The 23,349-nt window shown below is 47.6% G+C and carries 11 protein-coding genes; 6 read left to right on the forward strand and 5 right to left on the reverse strand.

Features of this window, described 5'->3' with window-relative positions; all coding sequences use genetic code 11:
* Nucleotides 1-25: 25 nt before the first annotated feature.
* Together AC5JBY_RS13900 and AC5JBY_RS13905 are read right to left on the reverse strand one after the other, a co-directional pair.
* On the reverse strand, nucleotides 26-1,198 hold the full coding sequence (locus AC5JBY_RS13900; protein WP_495905206.1) for a hypothetical protein: 1,173 nt from the start codon (nucleotides 1,196-1,198) through the stop codon (nucleotides 26-28).
* Entirely contained in the window at nucleotides 1,195-2,334 is a 1,140-nt protein-coding gene (locus tag AC5JBY_RS13905) for a caspase family protein (protein WP_495905207.1), read from the reverse strand. The genes AC5JBY_RS13900 and AC5JBY_RS13905 overlap by 4 nt, the downstream gene beginning before the upstream one ends.
* 346 nt (nucleotides 2,335-2,680) lie before the next feature.
* On the opposite strand from AC5JBY_RS13905, the gene AC5JBY_RS13910 reads away from it, so the two are divergent.
* The 4 genes from AC5JBY_RS13910 to AC5JBY_RS13925 all read left to right on the forward strand — a co-directional run bounded on the left by AC5JBY_RS13910 (nucleotide 2,681) and on the right by AC5JBY_RS13925 (nucleotide 16,219).
* Nucleotides 2,681-8,317: a hypothetical protein gene (locus AC5JBY_RS13910; RefSeq protein WP_495905208.1), complete on the forward strand. Its 5,637-nt coding sequence runs from the start codon at nucleotides 2,681-2,683 to the stop codon at nucleotides 8,315-8,317.
* A gap of 167 nt (nucleotides 8,318-8,484) precedes the next feature.
* On the forward strand, nucleotides 8,485-12,867 hold the full coding sequence (locus tag AC5JBY_RS13915; protein WP_495905209.1) for a hypothetical protein: 4,383 nt from the start codon (nucleotides 8,485-8,487) through the stop codon (nucleotides 12,865-12,867).
* Nucleotides 12,868-13,378: 511 nt separating this feature from the next.
* Nucleotides 13,379-15,850, forward strand: a complete 2,472-nt coding sequence (locus AC5JBY_RS13920) for a TonB-dependent siderophore receptor (RefSeq protein WP_495905210.1) — start codon at nucleotides 13,379-13,381, stop codon at nucleotides 15,848-15,850.
* A 150-nt stretch (nucleotides 15,851-16,000) separates the two neighbouring features.
* On the forward strand, nucleotides 16,001-16,219 hold the full coding sequence (locus AC5JBY_RS13925; RefSeq protein ID WP_495905211.1) for a hypothetical protein: 219 nt from the start codon (nucleotides 16,001-16,003) through the stop codon (nucleotides 16,217-16,219).
* 225 nt (nucleotides 16,220-16,444) lie between these two features.
* Here AC5JBY_RS13925 and AC5JBY_RS13930 read toward each other — a convergent pair whose 3' ends face one another.
* Complete coding sequence (locus AC5JBY_RS13930; protein WP_495905212.1) at nucleotides 16,445-17,263, reverse strand: DUF4249 domain-containing protein; 819 nt, start codon at nucleotides 17,261-17,263, stop codon at nucleotides 16,445-16,447.
* A gap of 25 nt (nucleotides 17,264-17,288) precedes the next feature.
* On the reverse strand, nucleotides 17,289-19,673 hold the full coding sequence (locus AC5JBY_RS13935; RefSeq protein ID WP_495905213.1) for a TonB-dependent receptor: 2,385 nt from the start codon (nucleotides 19,671-19,673) through the stop codon (nucleotides 17,289-17,291).
* Nucleotides 19,674-19,980: 307 nt separating this feature from the next.
* On the opposite strand from AC5JBY_RS13935, the gene AC5JBY_RS13940 reads away from it, so the two are divergent.
* Nucleotides 19,981-20,964, forward strand: coding sequence for a sensor histidine kinase (locus AC5JBY_RS13940; RefSeq protein WP_495905214.1), 984 nt, complete (start codon nucleotides 19,981-19,983; stop codon nucleotides 20,962-20,964).
* Nucleotides 20,961-21,704 carry a LytR/AlgR family response regulator transcription factor gene (locus AC5JBY_RS13945; protein WP_495905215.1) on the forward strand — a complete coding sequence of 248 codons (744 nt, stop codon included), beginning with the start codon at nucleotides 20,961-20,963 and terminating at the stop codon, nucleotides 21,702-21,704. Before AC5JBY_RS13940 ends, AC5JBY_RS13945 begins: the two co-directional genes overlap by 4 nt.
* Here AC5JBY_RS13945 and AC5JBY_RS13950 read toward each other — a convergent pair whose 3' ends face one another.
* Complete coding sequence (locus AC5JBY_RS13950; RefSeq protein ID WP_495905216.1) at nucleotides 21,705-23,228, reverse strand: hypothetical protein; 1,524 nt, start codon at nucleotides 23,226-23,228, stop codon at nucleotides 21,705-21,707.
* Nucleotides 23,229-23,349 lie beyond the last annotated feature (121 nt).

Here is a 23,349-nt window from a genome sequence, read left to right on the forward strand (position 1 = left end):
ATTCATTGCAAACAGTCAGGCAGCATTATACGCGTCCGGCGCCCGGTTCATCGGGACTGGTTCCGGTAAAAGTAGTTGTCTCTTGACTAAGGTCGGCATAACACAAATACGACTTTATTTTCTTTAGCGCCGCTTCTATGTCCGCATCCCCTTTGAGATCAAAGGAAAGCATCATAAGCCCTTCATTTAATAAACGCAACCCTTCCGAATAAATAGGAATGCCCCTTTGCACGGCTTCCAATAACCTTTGCCGGATAAGAGTTATATTCAATGGACCATATACTTTTTGATCTTGCTGTATTAGTTGCCAGGCGTGGATCACGCAGCCATCGGACATCCAGGAAAACAAATCGGCCAGGTTGTTGGCCCAGTCGTGCATCTTTTCCAGTTTACCAGTCTTCAACAGGAAATAACCGCCTATCGCAGCAGAAGCAGGATCCTCTATTTTTTTATAAAGCAGGTCCTCTGCTTCATCCAGCGATTTAGCCCTCGATATATCACCCGAACTGATCAGCCCAAGCAGCGCTTGCGCCTTTTCATTGGCGCTACTAATAGAAACATCCAGCGCCGGAACCATAGATAGAGGACCCTCCGCAACTTTTATCATGCACTTTACATCGCCGGGAGGCACACTTACAAAAATAGAAGGTTGATCATGGTTCCTTACCTCAAACACATGTAGTCCTTGGGGAATGTGTAGACTAAACGATTCGCCAACTTCATTGATATTTCCAACTGCAAATACAGACATTAGCTGAATATGCCAGGCATTTGCCAGAAACTGCCATTGATAAACGGAGACATTGACTGAAGGCTTCTTGTTCACCGCTCTTGTGCTGAATCCCGGCTTTTGTGGCGATGGAATAGGATTATCACCGGAATTGCTTTTGGTGAAATACATCCATTCCTGCGATTCACGTGGACTAAACGGACTGAGATCAAAATCGAGTGTAGTTTCCTTTCCGGCATCGATATGCGCTACCTGCTCGATCTGCTTGCCCGATGCAAGATGCATCCGCACCATGTACACCCCTGACGAAAATGATCCCCCCCAGGTTTTACCCTTCATCCAATCAGTTTTCTGTACAGTCATATCAGATCCCAGCACCTGTATCTGTTTGGGTATCGAATCGGAGCTTGACTCGTGAACTTTGACGACAACCTTTAAGGTGCCATATGGTTGAGTAGAGTTTGTCATAAAGTGCATTTGAGCTTTTCAACTACAAAAGGAGGCATGAGAGGTTTGAATACAGGAGTGTGTGCATAAGGACTTCCACCATTGAAGCTGGCTTGTATTTTATAAAAACCGGCCTGTATCTGAAGGTTCCAGGGAGTAGCAGCAGGCGGTCGCATTTGAGTATCATTTGTCTGCAATTCCACACAACTCAATTCAGCCAGCGCAAGCGCAGCATCAGGGTCACAGGTCACTTGCAGCGATAACATAGGAGCTGCATCGAATTGGATGATATCCACTACATCACTGGTTGTACTGATGCACCGTTGAGGATAACCCTGGTCAGGCGCTTCCAGTTGAAGGAAAGCATTCATCTTGGTTGAAAGCCCGGCAGTATTGATCCTCCAGGCTCCGGTATCACGGTTCACCGCGTTGCCACTTAGTGCACCGATCAGCGCCTTTGTATAAAAAGAAGCCTCATTCTTTTTACCATATGCCTTCTCATTCGCTGCAGCAGCCTTTTGCGTAAGATTGTAAGTACAATCTTTCGCGAGCAGACTGGGTTGATCGATGGGCGTAACGGCCAGGTCCGTTCTGAGCATGTCGGGTGTCACCTGTCGGCAGGCATCGATAAAGAACAACTGTGTTTTTGCAACACATGTAAAAAAGCCGCGCCTCGTCATATCAAAAGCAAAAGCCCCGCGCCAGGGATTATCAGGTTGCTTCCCAAAATCTTCCGCCAGCAGGTAATGCTCACCTTTATCAAGACCATGCCCACAGAAAAAAAAGATGGCGACATTATCAGGGTTGGAATTACAACGCTTCTTCCAATCCCCATAAACATCTTCTATATTATTCAGCGTGGCAGCATCTACGTTTTGTCCCGTAAATACAGGCTTTCCCGTCGGGGCAGGAGATACCAGCACTTCGACACTACCCAATGGAGTGATCCAGTTGCGCTCGAGCTTTAAAACAGTATTATAAAAAGCTTCTGCAGAAGCAGGCGGCGAACTCAGTTGCCCTAAAGCCTGGGCGCCATCGGTAGTTTGCGTCGTTTCTTTGGTACCACCACTCAAATAAGGATAGCCACCTACCCCTATGATCAGCACATGAGTGCGGGCTTCAGACACAGGATCCTTTTGACCAAAAAGTAAGGACATAAGAATACACTTGATTTTTTACATACAACAATAAAACAAAGGCGGATTAATGACACTTGCAAAGGGACTGGAGTTATAAGAGAGGCAACTCACCAAAAATACCACTTTACGGTAACACACCATATATATAATTCCCTTACCTTCACGTCCTTGTTAATTTAACCTCCACTTCCCTTGCCGTACGTCCGTGCAGCCCCGTGCTGCAACGTATCCTAAGGCAAGACTGCACCACACCATCCATTTGTATTCCCAATCGAGTATAGCGATATACTCCAAACATCGTTTTGCTGTAAACCCACGCAGGTTTACGGCCTTCATAGTTATTGCTCATTAAAAACTACCCATCATGACACAGGACCAACTGTCGCGCCTGCTGGAAAACCTTACTGCCCGCCTGCAGCCTGCCTCCAAAGGACAGGAACAGCAATTGAAGCGGGCACAGGAACTGATCGCTTCATCAGTGATCAAAGGAGATATTCCATATGCCGGCGAGCAAGTCGTCTTCAACAGCACCCAGCTGTTCTCAGCACCGGAAGTAAGCAAGGCCTCGCTTGATCAGATCAGGACCGTCGCCACACAGACCATTAAAGACAACAAAGATCCCGAAACACGCTTCTTCATTCGCCAAACACCCGTGCGTCAGTACGAAGTTGCAGGCAGTGTGCCCGATTGGGCAGTTGGAAGCAAACCAGTCGAAACACTGGGACCTTTCCTCAACGAACAAGGCATCGAGATCTGGATCGACTTTTACAGGATCGTAAAGCTGGTCACCCTCTACATGAACGGTGTACCTGCTTTGTTATTCAAGACTACGGTGCGCGGCAACCCAATTCCCATTGGTACAAACCCGCCACCCCCTTTGTTGCAACAATACACATTAAATGCCGGCAGCATCTGGATCAACGCACGCCTGCTGTCTCCCGCCGCTCCCAATGATAGATATGTAGGCCTTAAGATCAAGGGAGGCACACTCAAAACATCTATAGCGCCGGTGATGCAAAACAACCAGGCCACGCTGAATCCTGCAACAGTGCTTACACTTGCATTGGATATTGAGCAGCCAACAGAAAGTTTTGCTGGAGACGGCAGCGGCTATGGCGACGATGCACGCAAGGCCACCTATCAGTTGCCCACTTCTTTACAATTCGTTTGGCAAAACAATAAAGTCGATATCACAGGTATCGGTCAGGCAAGTTGCAATGTGTTTGGTCAGGCTATCAGCTTTGCCAATACCACACAGACAGCCATTACCCTCGAATACAACGCACTCATCAGTAAAGTGCTGATCCCCTGGAAACCTTCACCGGTAGATTTTGAAGCGAAGCAATCAGTGAGCCCCGCTTTCAAACTATCAGGCAAAGCAAAACTCACCAAAGCATATTGGGGATTGCCGGTAGCCACGCTTGATGTTGCCAATCCGGTACAGGCAGATAGCGGTGGCTCAGTAGTATTGGTAACCGATAAAGGGCTCCGTGCCACCTGGCCGGGACTGCAACATGAAGACATTCGCTTGCAGGCCACCATTATCAATGCAGAACCTTCCATGATCTCCCTGCTCGATTTGGGCGCACAAGGCATTGGCGCTACACAGGATTTTGAACTATGGAAAGAAGACCAGCGGCCAGCTTCCACTGCTGCCATTACCTATTTGCAGGCCGCTCCTTTTTTACTGGCCATCTCCGCAGAGCAAAATCAGGAGATGATTACCATCTTTGCCGATGCAGATATACAGGCCGATAGACCATTGAAAGTAGACAGCAGCCCGTTCCCCATCCGCTCCCGCGCCTCGGCATTGGCCCTGATGGCAAACAAACAGCGGCGCATCATCATGCTGTTTGATGACAATTTGTTGTGGGATAATAAAAAGCCACAGGACAAACAACCCGTTTTCAAATGGGATGCCATTGCATTGGAAAACGCATTATTTACAGTAACACCCGTCGCAGGCTTTATGCTCTTTGGTGAGCTGAGCGAAAATTGGCTGAAAGTAACACGCGCCAACTGCTTCCTGGTGTTTGGTTTGTTCACCTACCTGCCTACCTTGCCCGATCCTTACGTGGGCAACCTCACACCATGGATGCGGCGCTTTGCCAACCAGAGCGCATTGGCAGGCGCAGCCACAGGCGCTGCAGTGCCCGGCACGATGGATCAATTACAAACGATGCTGGTCTGTGCCGTACGCTATGCTAAAGGAAGTACAGGCGATGACGTGACTACCGATTTTTATTTTGGTACCACACCGCCGGCATGGACGGAGTTACCGGAAGAGCAACCCACCACGCCGCAGCCAGCTCAACCCACCCAGCCTGCTACACCTACCCGTCCCGGTGGTGTGCTCACGCCCGGCCGGGTAACCGATGTGATCCGTCGGCCCGTACTGGTCGATACCAAACTGAAAGCAGTGAAGCTGAACGAAGGCGCCCGCCTCGCTCAATTCAAAAATGCTACACGCATTAAAGTGTCCGACCTCGTAAAAGAGCCAACGATCAAACACCCGGTCAGCGAACTCTTCATCCCCAAAGGAACATTTACGCCAGCGCCCTCCACACCAGCCACCAAACCAGTGCTGGACACAGTGGCGGAAGGAGAGGAGCTGAAACAAAAAAGATTGGCACTCCGAAAAACAAATGGCTATACAGGCTTTTGGGAAAACGACGTGATCGGCAGTGGTATCGATAATGATGTATTCGCTTTGCTGGATGTAAGTAGCAATGCCAACCAGATGGGCATTAGCATCAACCCCACGATGCTGTTTGTACAAACGGGTACAGTAGTGCCGGGCATAGTTGGAGAAAATACAGTACAACTAACGGGTACCCGCGCTGCAGCCAACAATGCATTCCCCTTTGTAGTAGAAGGCATGCACGTAAAATCACCGGCACGGTTGGTCAAGAGTTTTACCCTGCCGCAGATTGCCTGGGAGCCGGTAATTAACCTCACCGCACCCGATCGCGAAACACCCAATGGCCCCAAGCTGCCGATGGACCCGGAAGCAGGCTTTATATATTTTCCGAATGATGGTGGAGCTACACGGCTTTGGAACAACAGTACCCAACTGGTGGCATTGGCGCCGATCCCGGTAGTTGACGCATTGATCAAAGACTTCAAAGATAATCCCACGAATTTCACTGTGGCATCCTTTACGTTGCCCTTTGGCCTGAAAGCCATTAGCTACGTGTCCAAAAACTTTGTGGAACCAAAGAAGCCCGACATCAATAACCTCCAGCCACTCTTCCGCAAACAGGAAGATGGTAGCCACAAACTCAAAGGAGGTATCCAGATACAATTCAAGGCAGGACAGTTCGGTAAGCCGGTGCCAACACCCGAAGAACGCGATTCGCCGATGTTCCCGGGATATACCGTGCAGCTCAACAACCTGCTGGACATGTCGGGAATACAAACACAGGAAAGCAACCTGGGCCATCGTGTCACGGAGATATTCAACAATGAATTCCTGGTACAACCCCTCGGCACACCCGGCCTGGAAAAATCAAGAGGCGTACCATTGACAAGCATGGATGTAACAGGATATGGCGCCAACATCTTCAGCAAATGGTTGAGCCCAACAGCGGCAATGGCACAAACGAGCCAGGCACGTTTCGATGTGATGTTGGGACGCACGGCCCATGAAGTCATACAGGTCAAAAGTATTCTGTATCCCTGGGGCATCCGCGTAGTGCGTACCATTACGGTGTTCCGCACCAGTACCGGATATGTTTACCGCGTAGACAGCGGTTGGAAAGCAGAAAGCGACGGACTGTTCGATTTCTCCTACCGCTACCTGTTGCTGGGTAAAGACCCGTTTGCTGATAACCTCACAGATGCAGACTTCAAAACAGTGCAAGCCCCCTACGATATACACCCGGGCATTGTACGCGGTTTATTCAATGTGCGCAATATCAAAGACGCACCTTCCGTAGCCGAATACAATGATGCCAATAACTATCCGGGCGGACAGCCATATGTAAATGGTGTGAAAGGAATGGAGATGATCGCAGACGCAGGCGGTATCACAGAACCGGTAAAATGTGGTGCTGTGTATTTCGATGCAGATGTAGAAATTGAAAACGTGGTACAGGGACACACGAACAAAAGAGTAGTCTCCAAGAAGATATTAGGCTATGTACAGGTAGCGCCCGCAGGCGTACCACTCACTGCACAGCAATTGCGTGGCCTGCTGGATTTGCAAGGCGGCAACATTGGCGGCGACTTGGATTGCGTCATCGACGTTGCACAAAGCAACCAGCAGATGATGCTCACCCGCTTCGATATGAACGTATCGATAGATGCAGGCAAGCCGGTATTTGTACTGGCAGGCCGCGGACAGGTCATCCTCCCCAAAGACGGAAGCTGGACGATGGTGCAGCATGAAGTAGGCACTGGTGATGTGGCTCCCCTGCCTGCTGGCACCACGGTGCCACTCATCCGCAAAGGATTGTGGAAGAAAGGAACGGTGGTCAACCAGGCGGATGTGGAGAACCAACTCTTACGCATTGCACATCCGAAAGAGATTATCCGCGAGGCAACCAACGACACGATCAACTTCGGGTTCCTGCAAAGCACCGCAACCCAAAAGTCCCTCTTTCTTACACCAGCATTTGGCTTTATGAAAAAGCAATTGCTGAGTAAAACGCCACCCATCTTTGCAGATGCCTACAGACTCATGACAGGCAATGGCATCTTCCCCAACGTGGGCAACGCCATTGACAATTTCGGCAAGGCAATGCCACTCTTCCATGGCAAGAAGCCCGACGAAAGCCTGTTCGAAGCCTTCAACACAAGCAGCCTGAAAGACGGCCTCACAAACGTGTTAGAGTTGATGGAGATCACGCCGGTAAAAGCAGGAGAAGCGATTGTTGAGCAGGGCTTGAACCTCTTGCAGAAAGGCGCGAATGGTGTATTCGACAAAGCGATGAAGTTTGATGTGCCACCCTTCGAAGTACCGTTGGTAGATACAGAAGCATTGCGCATTTACATCGAATACGCAGCTAAGAAAAAAGACACCGATCCAAAAGGAGATACAGGCCGTTTGAACTTCGACATTGCATCACGCGCAGCAGAACTGGGCGATCAATGGAAGAGCCGTCTCAACAACCTCGCCATGGTGGTCGACCTCGGCGATATGAAACGCCTGATGATCATCAAAGGCAACTTCGATAGCAAGAAAGGAAAAGAAACAGGCTACGAAGGCGACCAGGGAGGCGATGGCTGGCCCACACCAGAGATCGAGTTTAGCCCGGCATTGCAACCGGTTATCGACATCCTGCAGGTGCTGGCGTCATTGAGCAGTGGCAACTATGCCGATGCAATGAAGAAAGGATTACAAATTGCCATGAGCAACAGCGGCGAAATTTGGGAATACAAATTCGAAGCAGGCAAAGAAATACCACTCGTTCGCTTCCCGCCAACAGATGAGCTCTACAACAGCGCACAAACACCACTGAAGCTGGAAGCATCATTAGGGCTGGGCGTTTATTTCAATGCAGCCCTGAAAGTAACTACCGATCCTTCGCAATTACTGCCGACAGCCGGGGCTTTCCTGAAGTTCCACGGCGGATTGAAAGTAATGTGTATGTCGGTAGGAGTGGGTTCCATCTTCGCCATCGGTACAGTTGATGTCAAGATCGCCTGCGACACGAAAGTAGGGCCCAGTTTGTCGCTCGACTTCGGCTTTGGCATTGAGATCGTGGTAAGCCTGCCGGTGGTAGGCAACGCCAGCGTCAGCTACCTGGTGGGCGTACAAATGTATGCCGACAAGAACAAGGTGGTGGTGGCAGCACTGATGCGTTTCCGTGGACATGCGGAGCTCCTCGGTGGCCTGGTGGCGGTCACCATCACCATCGAAGCCAAGGGCATCATCGTACGCGAGAACAACCAAACCGATTGTTCAGCACAGGTAACCTTTGCCATCGACATCAGCATATTCCTGATCATCGACATCAGTTTCTCGAAAACCTGGGGCGAAGACCGCCAGATCGCATAAGACATGACCAATTATGAAAGCAATACACTTCTTTTTTGTCATTTCGAACCCTGCCATACGTACACGCCTTCACAGCTTGTAAACAGGGTGAGAAATCTGCTATCAGGTCAAAGGTGACGAAGTAAGAGAACGGCTTCAAAACACTTTCACTATTTAAAAAGATCAACATGGAAGCAAATAGAAAATATACAACGATGGTGTTCCCGCAGGGATTCGATGGAACACGTCTTAACCTGAATATCGTCTTAATCCCACGCAACCAAAACCCATTCCAGGTATGGCCCACAGGAGTAACAGGCAATGAAAACTCCACACCATTTGCCGACCTCGTACCGCAATTCGAAGTAGCCATACACAAAGGGCTCGAAGAATGGCCGATCGGTAACGTTGGGACTATTGTAAAAATACCGGTAACAGTAGATGCTGCTGCCAGCAAGAATGCAGCCCTGCAAGGTATCGCTACCCAACTGGGTACTAAGATCAATATGGATGGCTCTACAGCAGCCAAAACTGACAAAGCACCAGATACACCCTTGCCGGAAAACCAGAGCGTGCAGAAATACCTGCCGGAATCCTATCGCACAGCTTTCAACTTTACCAACCCGCGTCACCCCAATGCAAAGCTGGACGACAGCTACCATTGTGCCGTGAAAAAAGACACGCCTAAGAAAGATGGTTGGAAGACCAACGACGACCTGAGCTGGGGACAGGTATTTGCACACATCCTGCGGCAGCCCATGCTGGCACGCACTTGCGGCATGATCTATTCCACGTCAATTGACCTGACACCACATGCTGATGTATTGGAAAAAGGCGGCTTCATCTCCGTAAACATGGTAGATACTCAAACGGCGGCTATCCAGAAAGAATTGCTGGAAGGTATAGGAGGCGCGTTCGTAAAACGCTACGCCGCTCGTATTCCTGCATTGACGATGGGCGCCAGCAGACCGGTATTCGCACCAATGCTGTTCCCGGTGTTGCATAAAAAAAATAACGACGCAACAGACCCGCTGCCACCAAACGCCGAGTGGGATAAGATATTTGCTGAACTGAACGAATACAACGACGGATATGCGAAGATCGTCCATGCAGGACAGCAGGTGAGCAACAACATACTGAGCGAGCGGCAGGATGGCCCGGCGCCACAAACAGATACCGGTATCAGACTGGCCTGGGATGATGAGCAGATCATGATCTGGTACCTCCGTCAACTGAGCGCCAATCCAATGGAAGCAGGCAAGCGGCTCGATGTTCCGATGGGTGTATACGGATACCGCATCGATGTACGCAAAGATGAAGAAGGCAGCGATTGGAAAAGCCTGAACGCAGTACAAAATGGACAGCCCGAACCACTCATGATTGGTGGCGCTAACTTGGGCGCTATTCCGGCAGAAGGAATTGAATTACCCTTCCAGGTATTCCCTTCACAGCTCGACAATGATACCACTGCACCTTATTGGCTGCCGATGTATTTTACAAACTGGATTGGCAAGAGCCTGGTGCTGAAAGATACAGACGCTATCACCATCAACCGCCATGCCGAAGGAAGAAAGAAGTTCAACGACCTTACGCCCACCAAGGCCGTGGATGCAGCTTCACCTTATACAGAGATACCTTCAGGTGTCGACCTTCGCTACGGACAAAGCTACCAGTTCCAGGTACGTATGATGGACATCAGTGGAGGCGGCCCAAAGATTGGTGAACCGATGGTAAACAACGCACCATCCCCTTCGGCCAAACAAACATTCAAACGTTACATCGCTCCCGATCTCTGCCGTGTTGAGAAACCGGAGAAACTCCGCCAGGGATTCTCATCTTATTTCAACAAAGAGAACATGGATGAGAACAGTACCTCGATTCCTAACCCAACATTACAGATCAGGCGCCCGCTGCTGAGCTATCCGGCAGTGGTGTTCACAGGTAAATATCCTAACCCGATAGACCTGTTGATTACTGCTACCAGCGGACCGGAAGTAAATAAAATGCCGGCCATTGCCGATCCGGATGTAACCCACGTAGAAATTAAAGTAGAAATAGAAACCCTGAAGCTCGATAACCTGTTGAGCGAATCAGGCAGGGAAAATTACATCACACTATACACAACCACCCGTGCATTTGCCGCCGGCTTCGAAGAAGAACTATCATTGCCGGTGGTCTTTCATGATATCCCCACACTGCTGGCTGGTAATGTAGACGATCCTTTCAATCGTCCCGATCTCAATAAGGCAGCCATTGATGCCATGACGGATATTCCATTACCTACAGCACGCCGCATTCGTTTAACGCTGCGCGCAGTATGTGCCGATCAGCCAGGCTATTTTGGATTCACCAACCCCGGCAACAAAGACATGGACACACGCTATGGAAAAACAACACAGTTCTGGTTCCACCAGCCTTCAACCAACGAAGCAGACCTGCTGTTGCCCGTTGTAAACGTGCCGCAGTTGCAAGGCATTTACCTGCAGCCTGATCCACCACTCCTTAATAGTGGTGCCCTTTCTACGTTCTACCTCGCACGCGAAGCACAAAACAACATGCCTGATATTGTACAGCGCTTTGCACAAAAGTTAGGATTACGCTACAATGGGCTCACCCTCATGGGCCGCAAGGGAGAACGCGTAGTATTCGGTTGCAGCAACCGCATTCGCCATCATCTGGCGCCCGACCAAAGCAGCATTACCTTCTCCTCCAAAGGCGATCTCTGCAACCATTGGCTGGGCTGCATTGTACACCGCCTCAACCGCGACTGGACATGGAACGCACTGGAAGATGTGAGCTTCCAGGTAAAACGCTGGCGTAAGTTTGAGCGCGATAAAGACGCAGAAACAGAAGTAATCAACGTATTGGGCGATATCGAGCTGAAACGTTCAGCCTCTTTCGAGTGTTTGCAGGAAGATGAATTTGGTGAGATCAACCGTGAATACACCACCTTGATATTCATCGATGCAATAGAGCCAAAGTCAGTATTGAAAAAAGAAGACGACACGCTGCGCAATCCCGACGAACTGAATGTTGAATACGAACTCACGCCACGCTTCCGCCCCAATCACGGTGCGCCGGCTACATTCAAAACAGAAAAACTCCACCTACCCACTACCATCATTCCATCGCAGGTGCCGGAAATAGCAAGCGTGGGCATCGCATTCTCGCCTTACCTCGCCAACGAGCGATACAGTGCTACAGAACCCAGACAACGTTATCTCTGGGTAGAACTGAAAGAGCCGGTTCTGGATCCACACGATACCTTGTTCTGTCGTGTACTGGCCTATGCACCAGACCAGCTATTGAGCCACAGCCGCGGAGGCATAATGACAGAAGTGCCCGAAGAGCCGGCACTCCCCATCGATCCGGAGTACATCCGCGCCATCACACCGGGTCAAACCGACGATATGGCCGGCATGGGAGCCATGCAACCGATGGAGCGGGCCACTGGCAAAGAAGGATTACACTACCTGCTGCCATTGCCTCCGGGCCTCAATCCAGAAAGCCCTGAGCTGTTTGGATTCTTCACTTATGAGTTTCGTATTGGTCACGCACACGGACACATGCAAACACCCGACCCCAAAGGCGATCTGTGGAGCACAGCGCAAGGAAGATTTGGCCGTCCCCTGCGCGTCACAGGCATGCAACACCCTGCACCCAATCTGCTGTGCAATGTCAATCGCGACAAAGACCGCGTGTACGTCACGGCACCTTACGCCAAAGCTGTATGGAAAGGTCGCAACGTCACCTGCAGCCCGCCACGCACACAATTACATGGCCTCTTGTATGCACAGGTACGCCAAGCCGACGGCAAAGGTTATCGCAACATCTTGCTCGATGAACGCATGATGATATTGGATAAGCCGGTCCAGAAACCGCCAACCCTGTTCGTTCCCGAATTCCAGGCAGCCCAGTTAAGCGTAGCCCGGTGGACCGCCGATCAGGTAGCCATAACAGAAAAGGCCAATGTACTGGTAAGCCATTTATCCCTGCTGGAAGATAAAGAACTATCAACCTTGCGTCTCGATCCGGCGGTGAACAAAAAGCTGGTGACAGTAGTGGCGGCACGCCGTGCTGGTAAGATAGAACGTCTGGATGCAGTATCTGCCGCACAGTTGGTAAGCGCCTACGAAAAAGTGAACTGGAAAGATAATATAGAAGCCATACCAGTGGCCACTGTCAATGCAGGAGCGAAGTTCACACAGGCAAGTCTGGTAGCAGGAGCTAAACTGGCCATCTTCAAAGATGCGCCAAAGACGGCGACAGTATACTGGACAAATAAAGAGATATCACTCTTACTGTACCAACTCGGCCTGCCGCAGGACGCTTCATTGAGCGTATTGGTGGTCGAAGTATTTGGCAATATCACCAGCGTGTTCGAACAGCTGGGCATGCCGATGGACCAGGTAGAAGTATTGATGCAAAAGCGCCCTGATGTAGTAAACGGAATCAAACAGCGGCAGCAAATGCAGCAACAAGCCCTGTCCAATCAATTGGGCAACTACCGCATACTGCGCACTTCACCACTTACGGAAGTACCGTTCGTGTGCTGTACAACATGCGGATAGGAAAGCGGTAAAAGACAGTAGGCAGCAAATAAAAAACGGCCGTTCCCGAAAGAACGGCCGTTTGATTTTAAGAGCAATATTTTTCTATGAGGACAGAGTAGTATATGTACAAAAAAAATAGGTCTGCTGTAGAAACAGCTGACCTCTAACGATTGCTTGCCATATGAAAAAAGGTAAAAATCTAAGTTGTGGGAAGTGAGCTCTAACTCATTGATAATCTGCTACTATTCCTCTTTGCTCGCTTCGTAATGTAAAAGTACAACGCCCCTGCGAAGAAAAAATACCAAATAAGTCGCCGTTTCATGAGGGCTAAAGGGCTTAGAAATGTTGAAACCCTTTCCTGTACTGCATTCTGTGATAATTTCCAATGATCGCCAAACCGTTTTAGCATAGGATAGAATTATCAATCGGGAGGTAGAAATGCCCGTTATTACCGATTGCGCAACCCTTTTTCCCGATTCCGTAATCCCCGCCGACATGATACACGCAATTTTGCGCCCAAATTGCAACTATGAGACTAAGGCTATTGACTACAACGCTATTATTACTCTTGATAACTATAGTAAACCCGCTTTGGGCGAATGAAGATCCCGGAGGAACTATAAAAGGAAAAATATTGACGGCGGATAACAAACCCGCTGCATTTGTGACAGTACAAATAAAAGAAAATAAGAAAGCAACTACAACCGACGAGAACGGATTATTCACTTTCAAAAGACTCCAGCCCGGCAAATACACTTTACAGGTTTCCCTCGTAGGATACAATGCCGAAGAAAAAACAGTAGAGATCGTAAAAGACGAAATACAAGCTGTAGAGTTCAGCATACAGGTTTCAAACAATGAGCTCCAGGAAGTGGTGGTGTCCTCAGCAGCCAATAAGTTTGGCCGCAAAGAAAGCGACTATGTGGCACGCCTGCCCCTCAAAAACCTGGAAAACCCACAAGTATACAACGTAGTAGGAAAAGCCCTGATGCAAGAACAGGTAATTACTACAGTGGATGATGCATTGAAAAATGCACCCGGAGTAAACAGGCTGTGGTCTTCTACAGGCCGTCCCGGCGATGGAGCCAGCTTCTTCTCCATGCGCGGCTTCTCTGTACAACCTACAATGATCAATGGTGTACCAGGTTTAACGAACGGCGGCATCGATCCTGCCAACGTTGAAAGAATTGAGAGCATCAAAGGTCCCTCTGGTACCTTGTATGGAAGCAGCCTGATCTCTTTTGGTGGCTTGCTCAACATTGTTACCAAAAAACCTTACGAAGAATTTGGCGGCGAAGTAGGCTATATCACCGGAGGATTTGGATTGAGCCGTGTTACTGCGGACATCAACACACCGCTCGATAAAGAGAAAAAAGCCCTCCTGCGTGTAAACGCTGCCTACCACAACGAAGGCAGCTTCCAGGATGCAGGCTTTAAGAAATCCTTCTTCATCGCACCCTCTTTCTCTTACAGAGTAAATGACAGACTTTCATTCCTGGTAAATACGGAGTTCTATACAAGCGAAGCAACCAACACACTGATGGTGTTCCTGAACAGAAGCCGCCAGTTGATCGCGAGAACACCGAAGGAGTTGAACATGGATTTCAACAGGTCATATACGAGCAACGATATCACCTACAAGAATCCTACAGTGAACCTCTACGGCCAGATGAACTACAAAATATCCGACAAGTGGACATCACAAACCAACCTTTCTCGGAGCGTGCGCAAAAGCGATGGCTACTATTCCTACGTGATGTTCCTGGACGGAAATCCAAACCCTCCGCCAGCAACACTTCCTGCAAACGATACGCTGATCTCTCGCTTTGTGTATTATCAAAACTCAGTGACTACAACCACTGACCTGCAGCAGAACTTCATCGGCGATTTCCACATCGGCCAGTTCCGCAATAGGGTAGTGGCAGGTCTGGATGTATTACAGGTACAGGCTGTAAACGACAACTCGGCCTATGCCCTCTTCGATTATGTGAATGTCACAAGGCCCAGCGATCCACGTTATGGTATGCTCACGCGCGCTGCGGTAGACGCTAAATTGGCTGTTACAGCTGGCGCTAACAAAGGAAGCACGAATGTATATACCTACAGTGCGTATGTATCAGATGTATTTAACATTACCCCGCAGTTGACTGCCATGGCCAGCTTGCGTTTCGATTATTTCGATACCAAGGCCAGCGTCAACCACAATACAGGAGCCAAAACAGGTAAATACGACCAGAAAGCCCTTTCACCTAAGTTTGGATTGAACTACCAGCTGTTGGATGACAGAATGAGCGTATTCGCCAACTACATGAATGGGTTCCGCAACGTGTCACCGATAGCCAGCAACCAGGCAGCTAACTATCCTGTGAACATGGAACCACAACAGGCAAATCAATACGAAGCAGGTGTGAAGACCGATCTGTTCAACCACAAACTGACCCTTACTGCCAGCTACTACAACATCGAAGTAGACAACATCACCCGTTCCATCACGGTGGACGATCCCAACAGTGCCGATCCTGCCAAAATGCTCAACGTAACGATCCAAGATGGCACACAAAGAAGCCGTGGGGTAGAAGTGGACCTCGTTGCCAACCCACTCCCCGGTTTGAACATCGTAGCAGGATATGGCTACAACGACAGCAAAATATTGAATGCGGCGCCAGCTACTAAAGATAGAAGACCGAACACCGCCGGACCTTCTTCCCTGGCCAATGCATGGATCAGCTACACATTCAGGTCTGGTAAGCTGGAAGGCTTTGGTGCAGGTGTAGGCGGTAACTATGCAAGCGAGAACACGATTACGAGCACACTGGCTACAGGCGATTTCAAATTGCCTTCATACACAGTAGTAAACGCAACTGTTTTCTACAATGCCAGCAAGTTCCGCATCGCCATCAAGGCCGATAACATCGCCGACAAAGAATACTTCGGCGGTTGGACAACCGTTGAAAAACAAATGCCCAGAAGATACTCAGCCAGCGTAGCCTTCAGGTTCTAAGCTGTAAATTAATGTCAGGCTGAGCTTGTCGAAGCCTCTTGAATAAAGATTAAAGTACAAAGGTGACTCCTTTTCAGAAGGTGTCACCTTTGTACTTTTGTAGAAACCCTGCCTCAATATCCCTGGCCCGATCCTTTTATGAACAATAGCATGAAAAAGCTATTGACAGCCATATTGATTCTGTTAGCTGTGGCGGCCTGCAAAGAGCCAATGACCATCACTGCCAATCCCGACGATCAGACAGCCACCAGCGGCACGGCCGGCTCTGCTAAAATGACCAACCAACTCCCTCCCAAACGCGACAATATGAAACTGCCCGACACCCTCCGCATGAAAGACACACTTCCTTTTAAAAGAGACAGTTTGTAAAAACGATACAGTCAGGCCGCTCCAAGCGGCCAGACTAATCGTATCAAAAGGTTGCCAAAGAAAAGTAATTCACATAAAATAAAAAGGCTTGCAAGCCCAACCGTAGTTAAAAGCTTGCAGCCTTCTTATATGTCTCTGCCGCGATTGCTGTCTTCCCTGCTGGGAAGAAATAAAGCCATCCTTTTAATACATGCCTGGCTGTCCGTGTCCTGTCCTTATTGGTTTTTACTGAATCTTATAATCTCTGGTAGCAACCTGCGATAACCTGAAATAACCAAAAGGATAATCGTCAGCATTCTTTTGATTGACAATATTCCCCCTGGCCGCTGTGGGTACGGCGGGAAACGGGCTACCGTCGTTGCCGGAAGCAGCTATTACTTTCTTGAAATAGTCATGGAATCTCCGGGATACGCCATATATTTTTATATTGATCGAATCGCCTTCTACAAGGTCTTCATGGGAGAAGAATTCTGTCATCTTGCGGCCCTGGTAATTTTCGTCGGATTCCACATCAAGATCCGGAAAGGCAATCCGGTTTATCTTTGTCCTGGACATATAATAGTTATCCTGGCTGCCGTCATCCTGCCAGGAAAATTGTACTTCATACTCATCTCCCGTCATACCCCCTTTAGCTGTATGAGTGACAGATTCGATATCAGGTGTGGCCATAAATGTTTCTGTTGCTATGTAAGTAACATCATTGAGTACCACTGTCAATTGGTAAGTGTTTCCCACCTCAGGTACAAAGTTTGTGCATAGGTACTCTCCCTTCTTCGAGGTTTCTGAAAAAGTGAAAGTTGTTTGTTGAGAATTCGTGATTCTTATTTGCGCGCCGGAAACAGAGGGGAATGCTTCATTGTAATAACCTGTACTGGTAGATAGTATTATCCGCTGTTCGTTGCCTGGGGTGTTTTTATACCAGTCGATAGACGCTTCGATCACCAATTTGGGTGCGGCTGTTGGTAGCTTGACATCGATAACCTTGCTACAACTGGTAAATACAAGCCCCGTGATCAATATAAAAAGTCCGTTTATTAGTTTCATTGCTGTTATTTTATTTACAGAGATCTTAAAATTTGAAGTTGTAGGTTACGCCCGGTACAATTCCGAAAATGGATATTCTTTTTGCTTCACTTTTGCCGGTGTCCTCATTTTGGCCAAATTGGTAAGAGGCCGCATTATTTCTGCCATAGAGGTTATAGATACTGAATACCCATTCACCCCTCCAGCCTGTTTTCTTCTGAGGTCTGGGCCTGTAAGTAGCCGATACATCAAGATGGTGATAGGCTGCAAGTGAGTTTTCATTTCGTAGCCCATAGCTCGAAACTGTTATTCCATTATATTGATATTTTCCGTTGGGGAAGGTGGCAGCTTTGCCACTTTGGTAAGTCATCATTCCTCCAAAACTCCATTTGGCGTTCAAATCATAAGAAGCATTGATAGAGAGGTTATGGAGTTTGTCATAATTAGCCCGGTACCATTTGCCACTGTTGATCCCCGGCTCGTCAGGAGTTCTGCCTGGTGTCCGCTGTTCGGCTTTGGAAAGCGTATAAGACACCCAGCCATTCAGTTTGCCGACATTCTTTTTAAACATCAGTTCAAGTCCGTAGGAGCGTGCTTCTCCGTTTAGCATCACCCGCTCGATTGCCTTGTGCGCAATTAGGTCGGCCCCGTCAATATAGTCGGTTTTGTTTTTAATGGTCTTGTAAAAGGCTTCTACCTCGATGGAATAATCCCCATTTCTGATATTCCTGAAATAACCGAGAGCAACCTGATCTAAAATTTCAGGCTTCAGGTATTGGTCGCTGGGCGCCCATATATCGAGAGGAGAAATGGAAGCAGTATTCGATACCAGGTGCACGTACTGGCTCATCCGGTTATAACTTGCTTTGATGGATTGCTTTTCGTCGAGGGAATAAGCAACCGAGAACCGCGGCTCGAAATTGTTAAAGCTGGCTATCTTTTTGTTTTTACCATATTTAATGGTACCGGTGGGAGTCGCTTCTTCGTAAACCTGTAACTCCTTATTGAAAACAACTGCCTGGTTATTCGCATAGGTAAACCTTTCTTCTTCACCCAGTCTTTGGAAATCGCTGTAACGAAGCCCAAAATTCAGAGATAGCTTGTCCGATAGCTTTTGTTCGGCACTCAGGTAGGCGGCATTCTCGAATGCATATTTTTTAGCGATCTGATCTGGAATAATAGTAGACAATTTGTCGAAGGGACGGATCGTGCCCGGATTGAAATTATAATAGATGGAGTTCACGCCATAGTTCAACGTCAGCTTGCTGGACAGATAATGCTTGAAGTCGTACTTGAAATTGTAATTCTTGATATTCGATTTCCAGTCGATGCCAACAATCTTTAGCTTAAGACCATAGTTGTAATTGCTGAAGATGGCCGATGCGTTCGAAAACAATTTATTTGAAAAGATATGGTTCCATCGGAGGTTGATAAAACTGTTACCATAGCTGTTGATGAAAGCCTTATTCATATTGAAATTGTCATTGCCGAAATAACCGGAAAGGAACAAGCTATTCTTATCGTTCAATTTGTAATTAAGCTTCGTATTGATATCATAAAAAGAAATAGTATTCGGCTCGTTGGCGAGCTTTAGAAATAAATTCACATACGAACTCCTGGCAGCTACCACAAAAGAACTTTTTTCTTTAATGATCGGCCCTTCAGCAAGCACACGGCTGGAAATGGCGCCGATCCCGCCATTCATATGGAATTCCTTATTATTCCCTTCCTTTTGATAGATATCCAGCACAGAGGAAACCCTGCCGCCAAAATTGGCGGGGATACCTCCTTTATACAGCTTTAGATCCTTGATAACATCCGAGTTGAAAACAGAAAAGAAACCAAATAAGTGAGACGTATTATACACCACCGCTTCATCCAGCATCACTAAATTTCCATCAACAGAACCACCACGCACATTAAAGCCGGTAGCACCCTCTTGCGCATTCGTTACGCCGGGCAACGATAGCAGAGATTTCAATACGTCTACCTCACCCATCATCGGCGGCATCTTTTTGATGGTCGCTATGGAGAGCTTATTGGTGCTCATTTCTGGTTTCGCGATGTTGATCTTGTTCTTGTTGGCCTGCACGATCACTTCTTCCAGCGCTTTGCCTCCTTCTGCCATTGCGAAGTTTTTCTTGGTATCCTGCGTCAATGAGATCTTCTCTTCCACATTATCATAACCGGTATAACTGATAATGATGGTATAATCTCCTTTCGGTAAGGTAATGGAGTAAAAACCATAAGAATTAGTGACAATGGAGATCTTTGCTTCCGGGATATTGATCGTAGCGCCAATAAGCGTTTCGTTGTTGGACTTGTTAGCCACTGTGCCGCTAAGAGTAAACTTATTACCCCTGTCCTGGGCATAGCCGGTAAAGACAATTACAAAAAAGGAAAAGAGGAAGCCGCTGATCTTACATTTCATAAGTTAGAATTTAGTGCTGCAATTTTCAGCTAAACTATACCTTCAAAACTCCCCCTGCTGGCGAATTATACCAAACAGATCGTTTTTTATAGCAAAATGAATCTTGCAACTACTAAAAAATAGGAGCCCTGTAGAGTCTTGGTAAGCAGCCTATAAACGTTAAACATTTTAACGATTTTTGTATAAAAAGAAGGAGCTTTCGTATAAATTACTATGGATTGAAATCCGAAGTTTTACATTTGTTTAATATACAGGTACACCTATGAGTAAAGCGATACATAGCCAGCTTGTTAACAAAAATTGCTCGATGGAAAACAGGCAGTGGTTCACTTCTCCTAAATACAGGATATATCGGCACCTGCTGCTGATTGGCTTTATGAGTATAGTACTATATAGCAGTGGGTCCGAGGTTGCCGAACCCACATTGACCCTGTTACTGTTTCTGCTGCTGTTTTATATCAATATGTATTTACTGGTGCCGAAGCTCTTATTCAGGAATAAGTATGCCTTATACATCTTGTCTGTTGTAGGCATTATAGCCGTTTCAATTAAAATTTATTTCATCGGTCGTTATTTGTTTGATTCCGTCCCTGCTGAAGATGAAATAAATATTCCATTATTTGCATCCTTGGTGCTGGTTCTTACTGCAGCCTCTGCATCCATAAAGTTCTTTCAGAAATGGATGGTAGATAAACAACTGATCTATGAATTGGAGAAGTCGAAAATTTCTACAGAATTGGAACAGCTGAAAAACCAGATCAACCCCCACTTCCTGTTCAATATGCTCAACAATGCCAACGTCCTTACAAAAAAAGACCCCGATAAAGCATCCCAGGTATTAATGAAGCTAAGCGATTTGCTGCGCTATCAACTATATGATAGTGCAAGAGATAAGGTCTTCTTAACTTCAGATATACATTTCCTGGAGGATTTTCTAAATTTGGAGAAAGTAAGACGCGATAACTTCGATTTCGTCATATCCAAAGAAGGAGATTTGAGCGGCGTGCAGATTCCACCACTACTATTCATTTCATTTGTGGAAAATGCAGTAAAACACAACAATGATTCCGCCAGGTCATCCTATGTAGCCTTGTCATTTGATGTACGGGATAATGAACTATTTTTTAAATGCGTCAACTCGAAACCCATCCTGAAAGCTGTGAATACTTCCGGAGGTTTAGGGTTGGCCAACATCAGGCGAAGACTGGAGCTGTTGTTCCCTGTGTCCCATACACTACAGATCGAAGAAAATTCAGAAGCGTTTGCTGTAACGTTAACTATCAAATTATGAATTGCATTATAGTAGATGACGAACCATTGGCAAGAGAAGCCATCCAGATGTTGATAGACCAGACAGAGAATTTGGACTTGGTTGGTTCCTTTAATAGTCCGGCGCCCGCCACAAAATTCATGGCAAACAATCCCGTCGACCTGATATTCCTCGACATACAAATGCCCGGAATAAACGGGATAGAATTTGCCAAAACCATTCCCGCAGAAACATTCGTGATCTTTACCACGGCCTTTTCCGAATTCGCGATAGATAGCTACGAAGTAGATGCCATCGATTACCTGATAAAGCCCGTAAAGCTGGAGCGTTTTCAGAAAGCAGTCGAAAAAGCACAAACCTACCAGAAGCTCTTCAAAGTAGAATTGGAGAACAATAACATAGAAAACATTGCCGACGATTACTTCTTTGTCAAAGCAGACCGGAAGATATTCAAAGTACATTTCAACAACATCCTCTTCATTGAAGGTCTGAAAGACTACGTGGTCATGCACACCGAAAGCCAGAAGGTAATAACCGCAATGAATATTAAAACGATCTACGATCAGCTACCCAAAAGCATGTTTGCGCGGGTAAGCAAATCCTATATCATCAATGTAAAGCAGATCGAATCTGTCGACAACAACACAGTCTACATTGGTAAAAACGAGATACCGATAGGTAACATATATAGAGATACCTTCTTCAGCGAGTTTGTAACCAGGAAAGTCTTAAGCAGCAATAAGTCCTCAGGAAAAAGCTGATTATTTCCTCGCCTTCCACTCCCTTACAGCCCTGCCCACTGCTTTCAGGTTAGGCACCCGCATCTCCTCATATTCCCGCGATACCATGATCCCGGAAGCGCCACCCTCAAAAGCCTTGAGCGTAGCCTGATAAATACGTTCAGGATCATCCTTCGGGCTGCCCGGAACATCGAACCCAATCCCGGCAATGATCTTCGTTTTACCATTGGCAGAAGCCACGCTCCGTTTGGTTTCTCGAAACACAAAATCCGGCGAAAACCCTTTCTTGGTCAGTTCATCTACAGTAGGCTCCTTCGTTTTATCATAACCAAAAATGTCATAGTAAATATTAAGCGATTCCTCCAGCGTAAGTTCACTCAGGATGGTACTCTTAAAACGGTCGAGGTACCATGACTTGATACGCGGGGCCAGCACTTCATGATATAAGATCAGCTTGATAAAATCAGAATAAGGCGCCATTTCCTCGTAGCTCATTTCGGCGCGATACACTACATCCCAGCTGGCAGGTTGCTGGTCCACATGCCAGCCCACTTCAGCAGAAGGCTTGATCTTCTTGATGGTATCATACATGCCCTTATGAACCTCTTCCCGCGAAGTGCGATATTGATACTGCCACGATAAGATTTCAGGATAACGTATCAGGTGGCGCAGGTATACAGTATACACCCCTTCAGCAGGTTTCGGCGCATCACTTTTCAATTGCCGCACATATTCATACAATTTCCGGTAACCCTCCTTGGCCCTTTCAGGGTCGATGCCGGCAGCTTTACCCCGCTGCACACAATGCTCACAAAAACAGGTAGGCGCATCATCGTTCCAGGGCAGGATGATATTCATCAGCGGCCCCATCCGTTCAGCACCCCATTGAAAACCGTCAAGCTCATAGTGATTAAACATATCAGCCACCAGCCCATTCCAGAAACCCCGGTAATCAGGATGCGTCCAGCAGGCCTTAGAGCCACGCTTGCCATACACATCCACAGTACGTACAAGGTCGAAGTTGTCAATAGCAAGTCCCGAACCCTCCAGGATACGGGCACACACCTTCATATTCCGCTCACGTGCAGGCTTTACCATTTCCTTGAAAAGATCACGGTCGGCATATTCCAGAGAAGGATTCGTTGGCTTTATACGCAGCTTCGTTTGTTTGAAATATTCGTCATGATGCTTTACCCAAACCATGGGCACCTTGTTGCGGAAGTCACGCGCAGGCTTGCCATGGTCAGGCGCCATCTGGTTCAGCGGCTTCCCAAGCGTGTTGGCATGAAAAGCGTGACTATACGTATATACATAATTGACAGCAGCAGTCTTTTGAATAAGATCGAGGCACGGAGCAATACCCTCATACAACATCGAATGAGGGCTCATCTGGATCGCCACATACGGATCAGTGTCCGTACCCCCCGGTAAATAAGTTTCCGGTGAAAACAACGGAGATTGAGCCAGCGCAGGCTGGTTCACGAGGCCGGCAGCAACCAGCGTGGCGAGGTTGCCCAGAAATGCACGCCTGTTTGTTTCATTCATGATAAAACTAAGGTAACCCCGATAATCGCAGCAAATAAGATGAGAATTAACACTTCCTTGTTAGAAATTAATAAAAAATCCCAATCCCTGCTTACACTGTCAGGCCGCTCAAAGCGGCCAG

It is taken from the genome of Paraflavitalea sp., assembly GCF_059502485.1.

Coding starts and splice junctions, on each gene's coding strand:
- AC5JBY_RS13900 (WP_495905206.1), bottom strand. CDS start 1,198: ATGACAAACTCTACTCAACCATATGGCACCTTAAAGGTTGTCGTCAAA.
- AC5JBY_RS13905 (WP_495905207.1), bottom strand. CDS start 2,334: ATGTCCTTACTTTTTGGTCAAAAGGATCCTGTGTCTGAAGCCCGCACT.
- AC5JBY_RS13910 (WP_495905208.1), top strand. CDS start 2,681: ATGACACAGGACCAACTGTCGCGCCTGCTGGAAAACCTTACTGCCCGC.
- AC5JBY_RS13915 (WP_495905209.1), top strand. CDS start 8,485: ATGGAAGCAAATAGAAAATATACAACGATGGTGTTCCCGCAGGGATTC.
- AC5JBY_RS13920 (WP_495905210.1), top strand. CDS start 13,379: ATGAGACTAAGGCTATTGACTACAACGCTATTATTACTCTTGATAACT.
- AC5JBY_RS13925 (WP_495905211.1), top strand. CDS start 16,001: ATGAAAAAGCTATTGACAGCCATATTGATTCTGTTAGCTGTGGCGGCC.
- AC5JBY_RS13930 (WP_495905212.1), bottom strand. CDS start 17,263: ATGAAACTAATAAACGGACTTTTTATATTGATCACGGGGCTTGTATTT.
- AC5JBY_RS13935 (WP_495905213.1), bottom strand. CDS start 19,673: ATGAAATGTAAGATCAGCGGCTTCCTCTTTTCCTTTTTTGTAATTGTC.
- AC5JBY_RS13940 (WP_495905214.1), top strand. CDS start 19,981: ATGGAAAACAGGCAGTGGTTCACTTCTCCTAAATACAGGATATATCGG.
- AC5JBY_RS13945 (WP_495905215.1), top strand. CDS start 20,961: ATGAATTGCATTATAGTAGATGACGAACCATTGGCAAGAGAAGCCATC.
- AC5JBY_RS13950 (WP_495905216.1), bottom strand. CDS start 23,228: ATGAATGAAACAAACAGGCGTGCATTTCTGGGCAACCTCGCCACGCTG.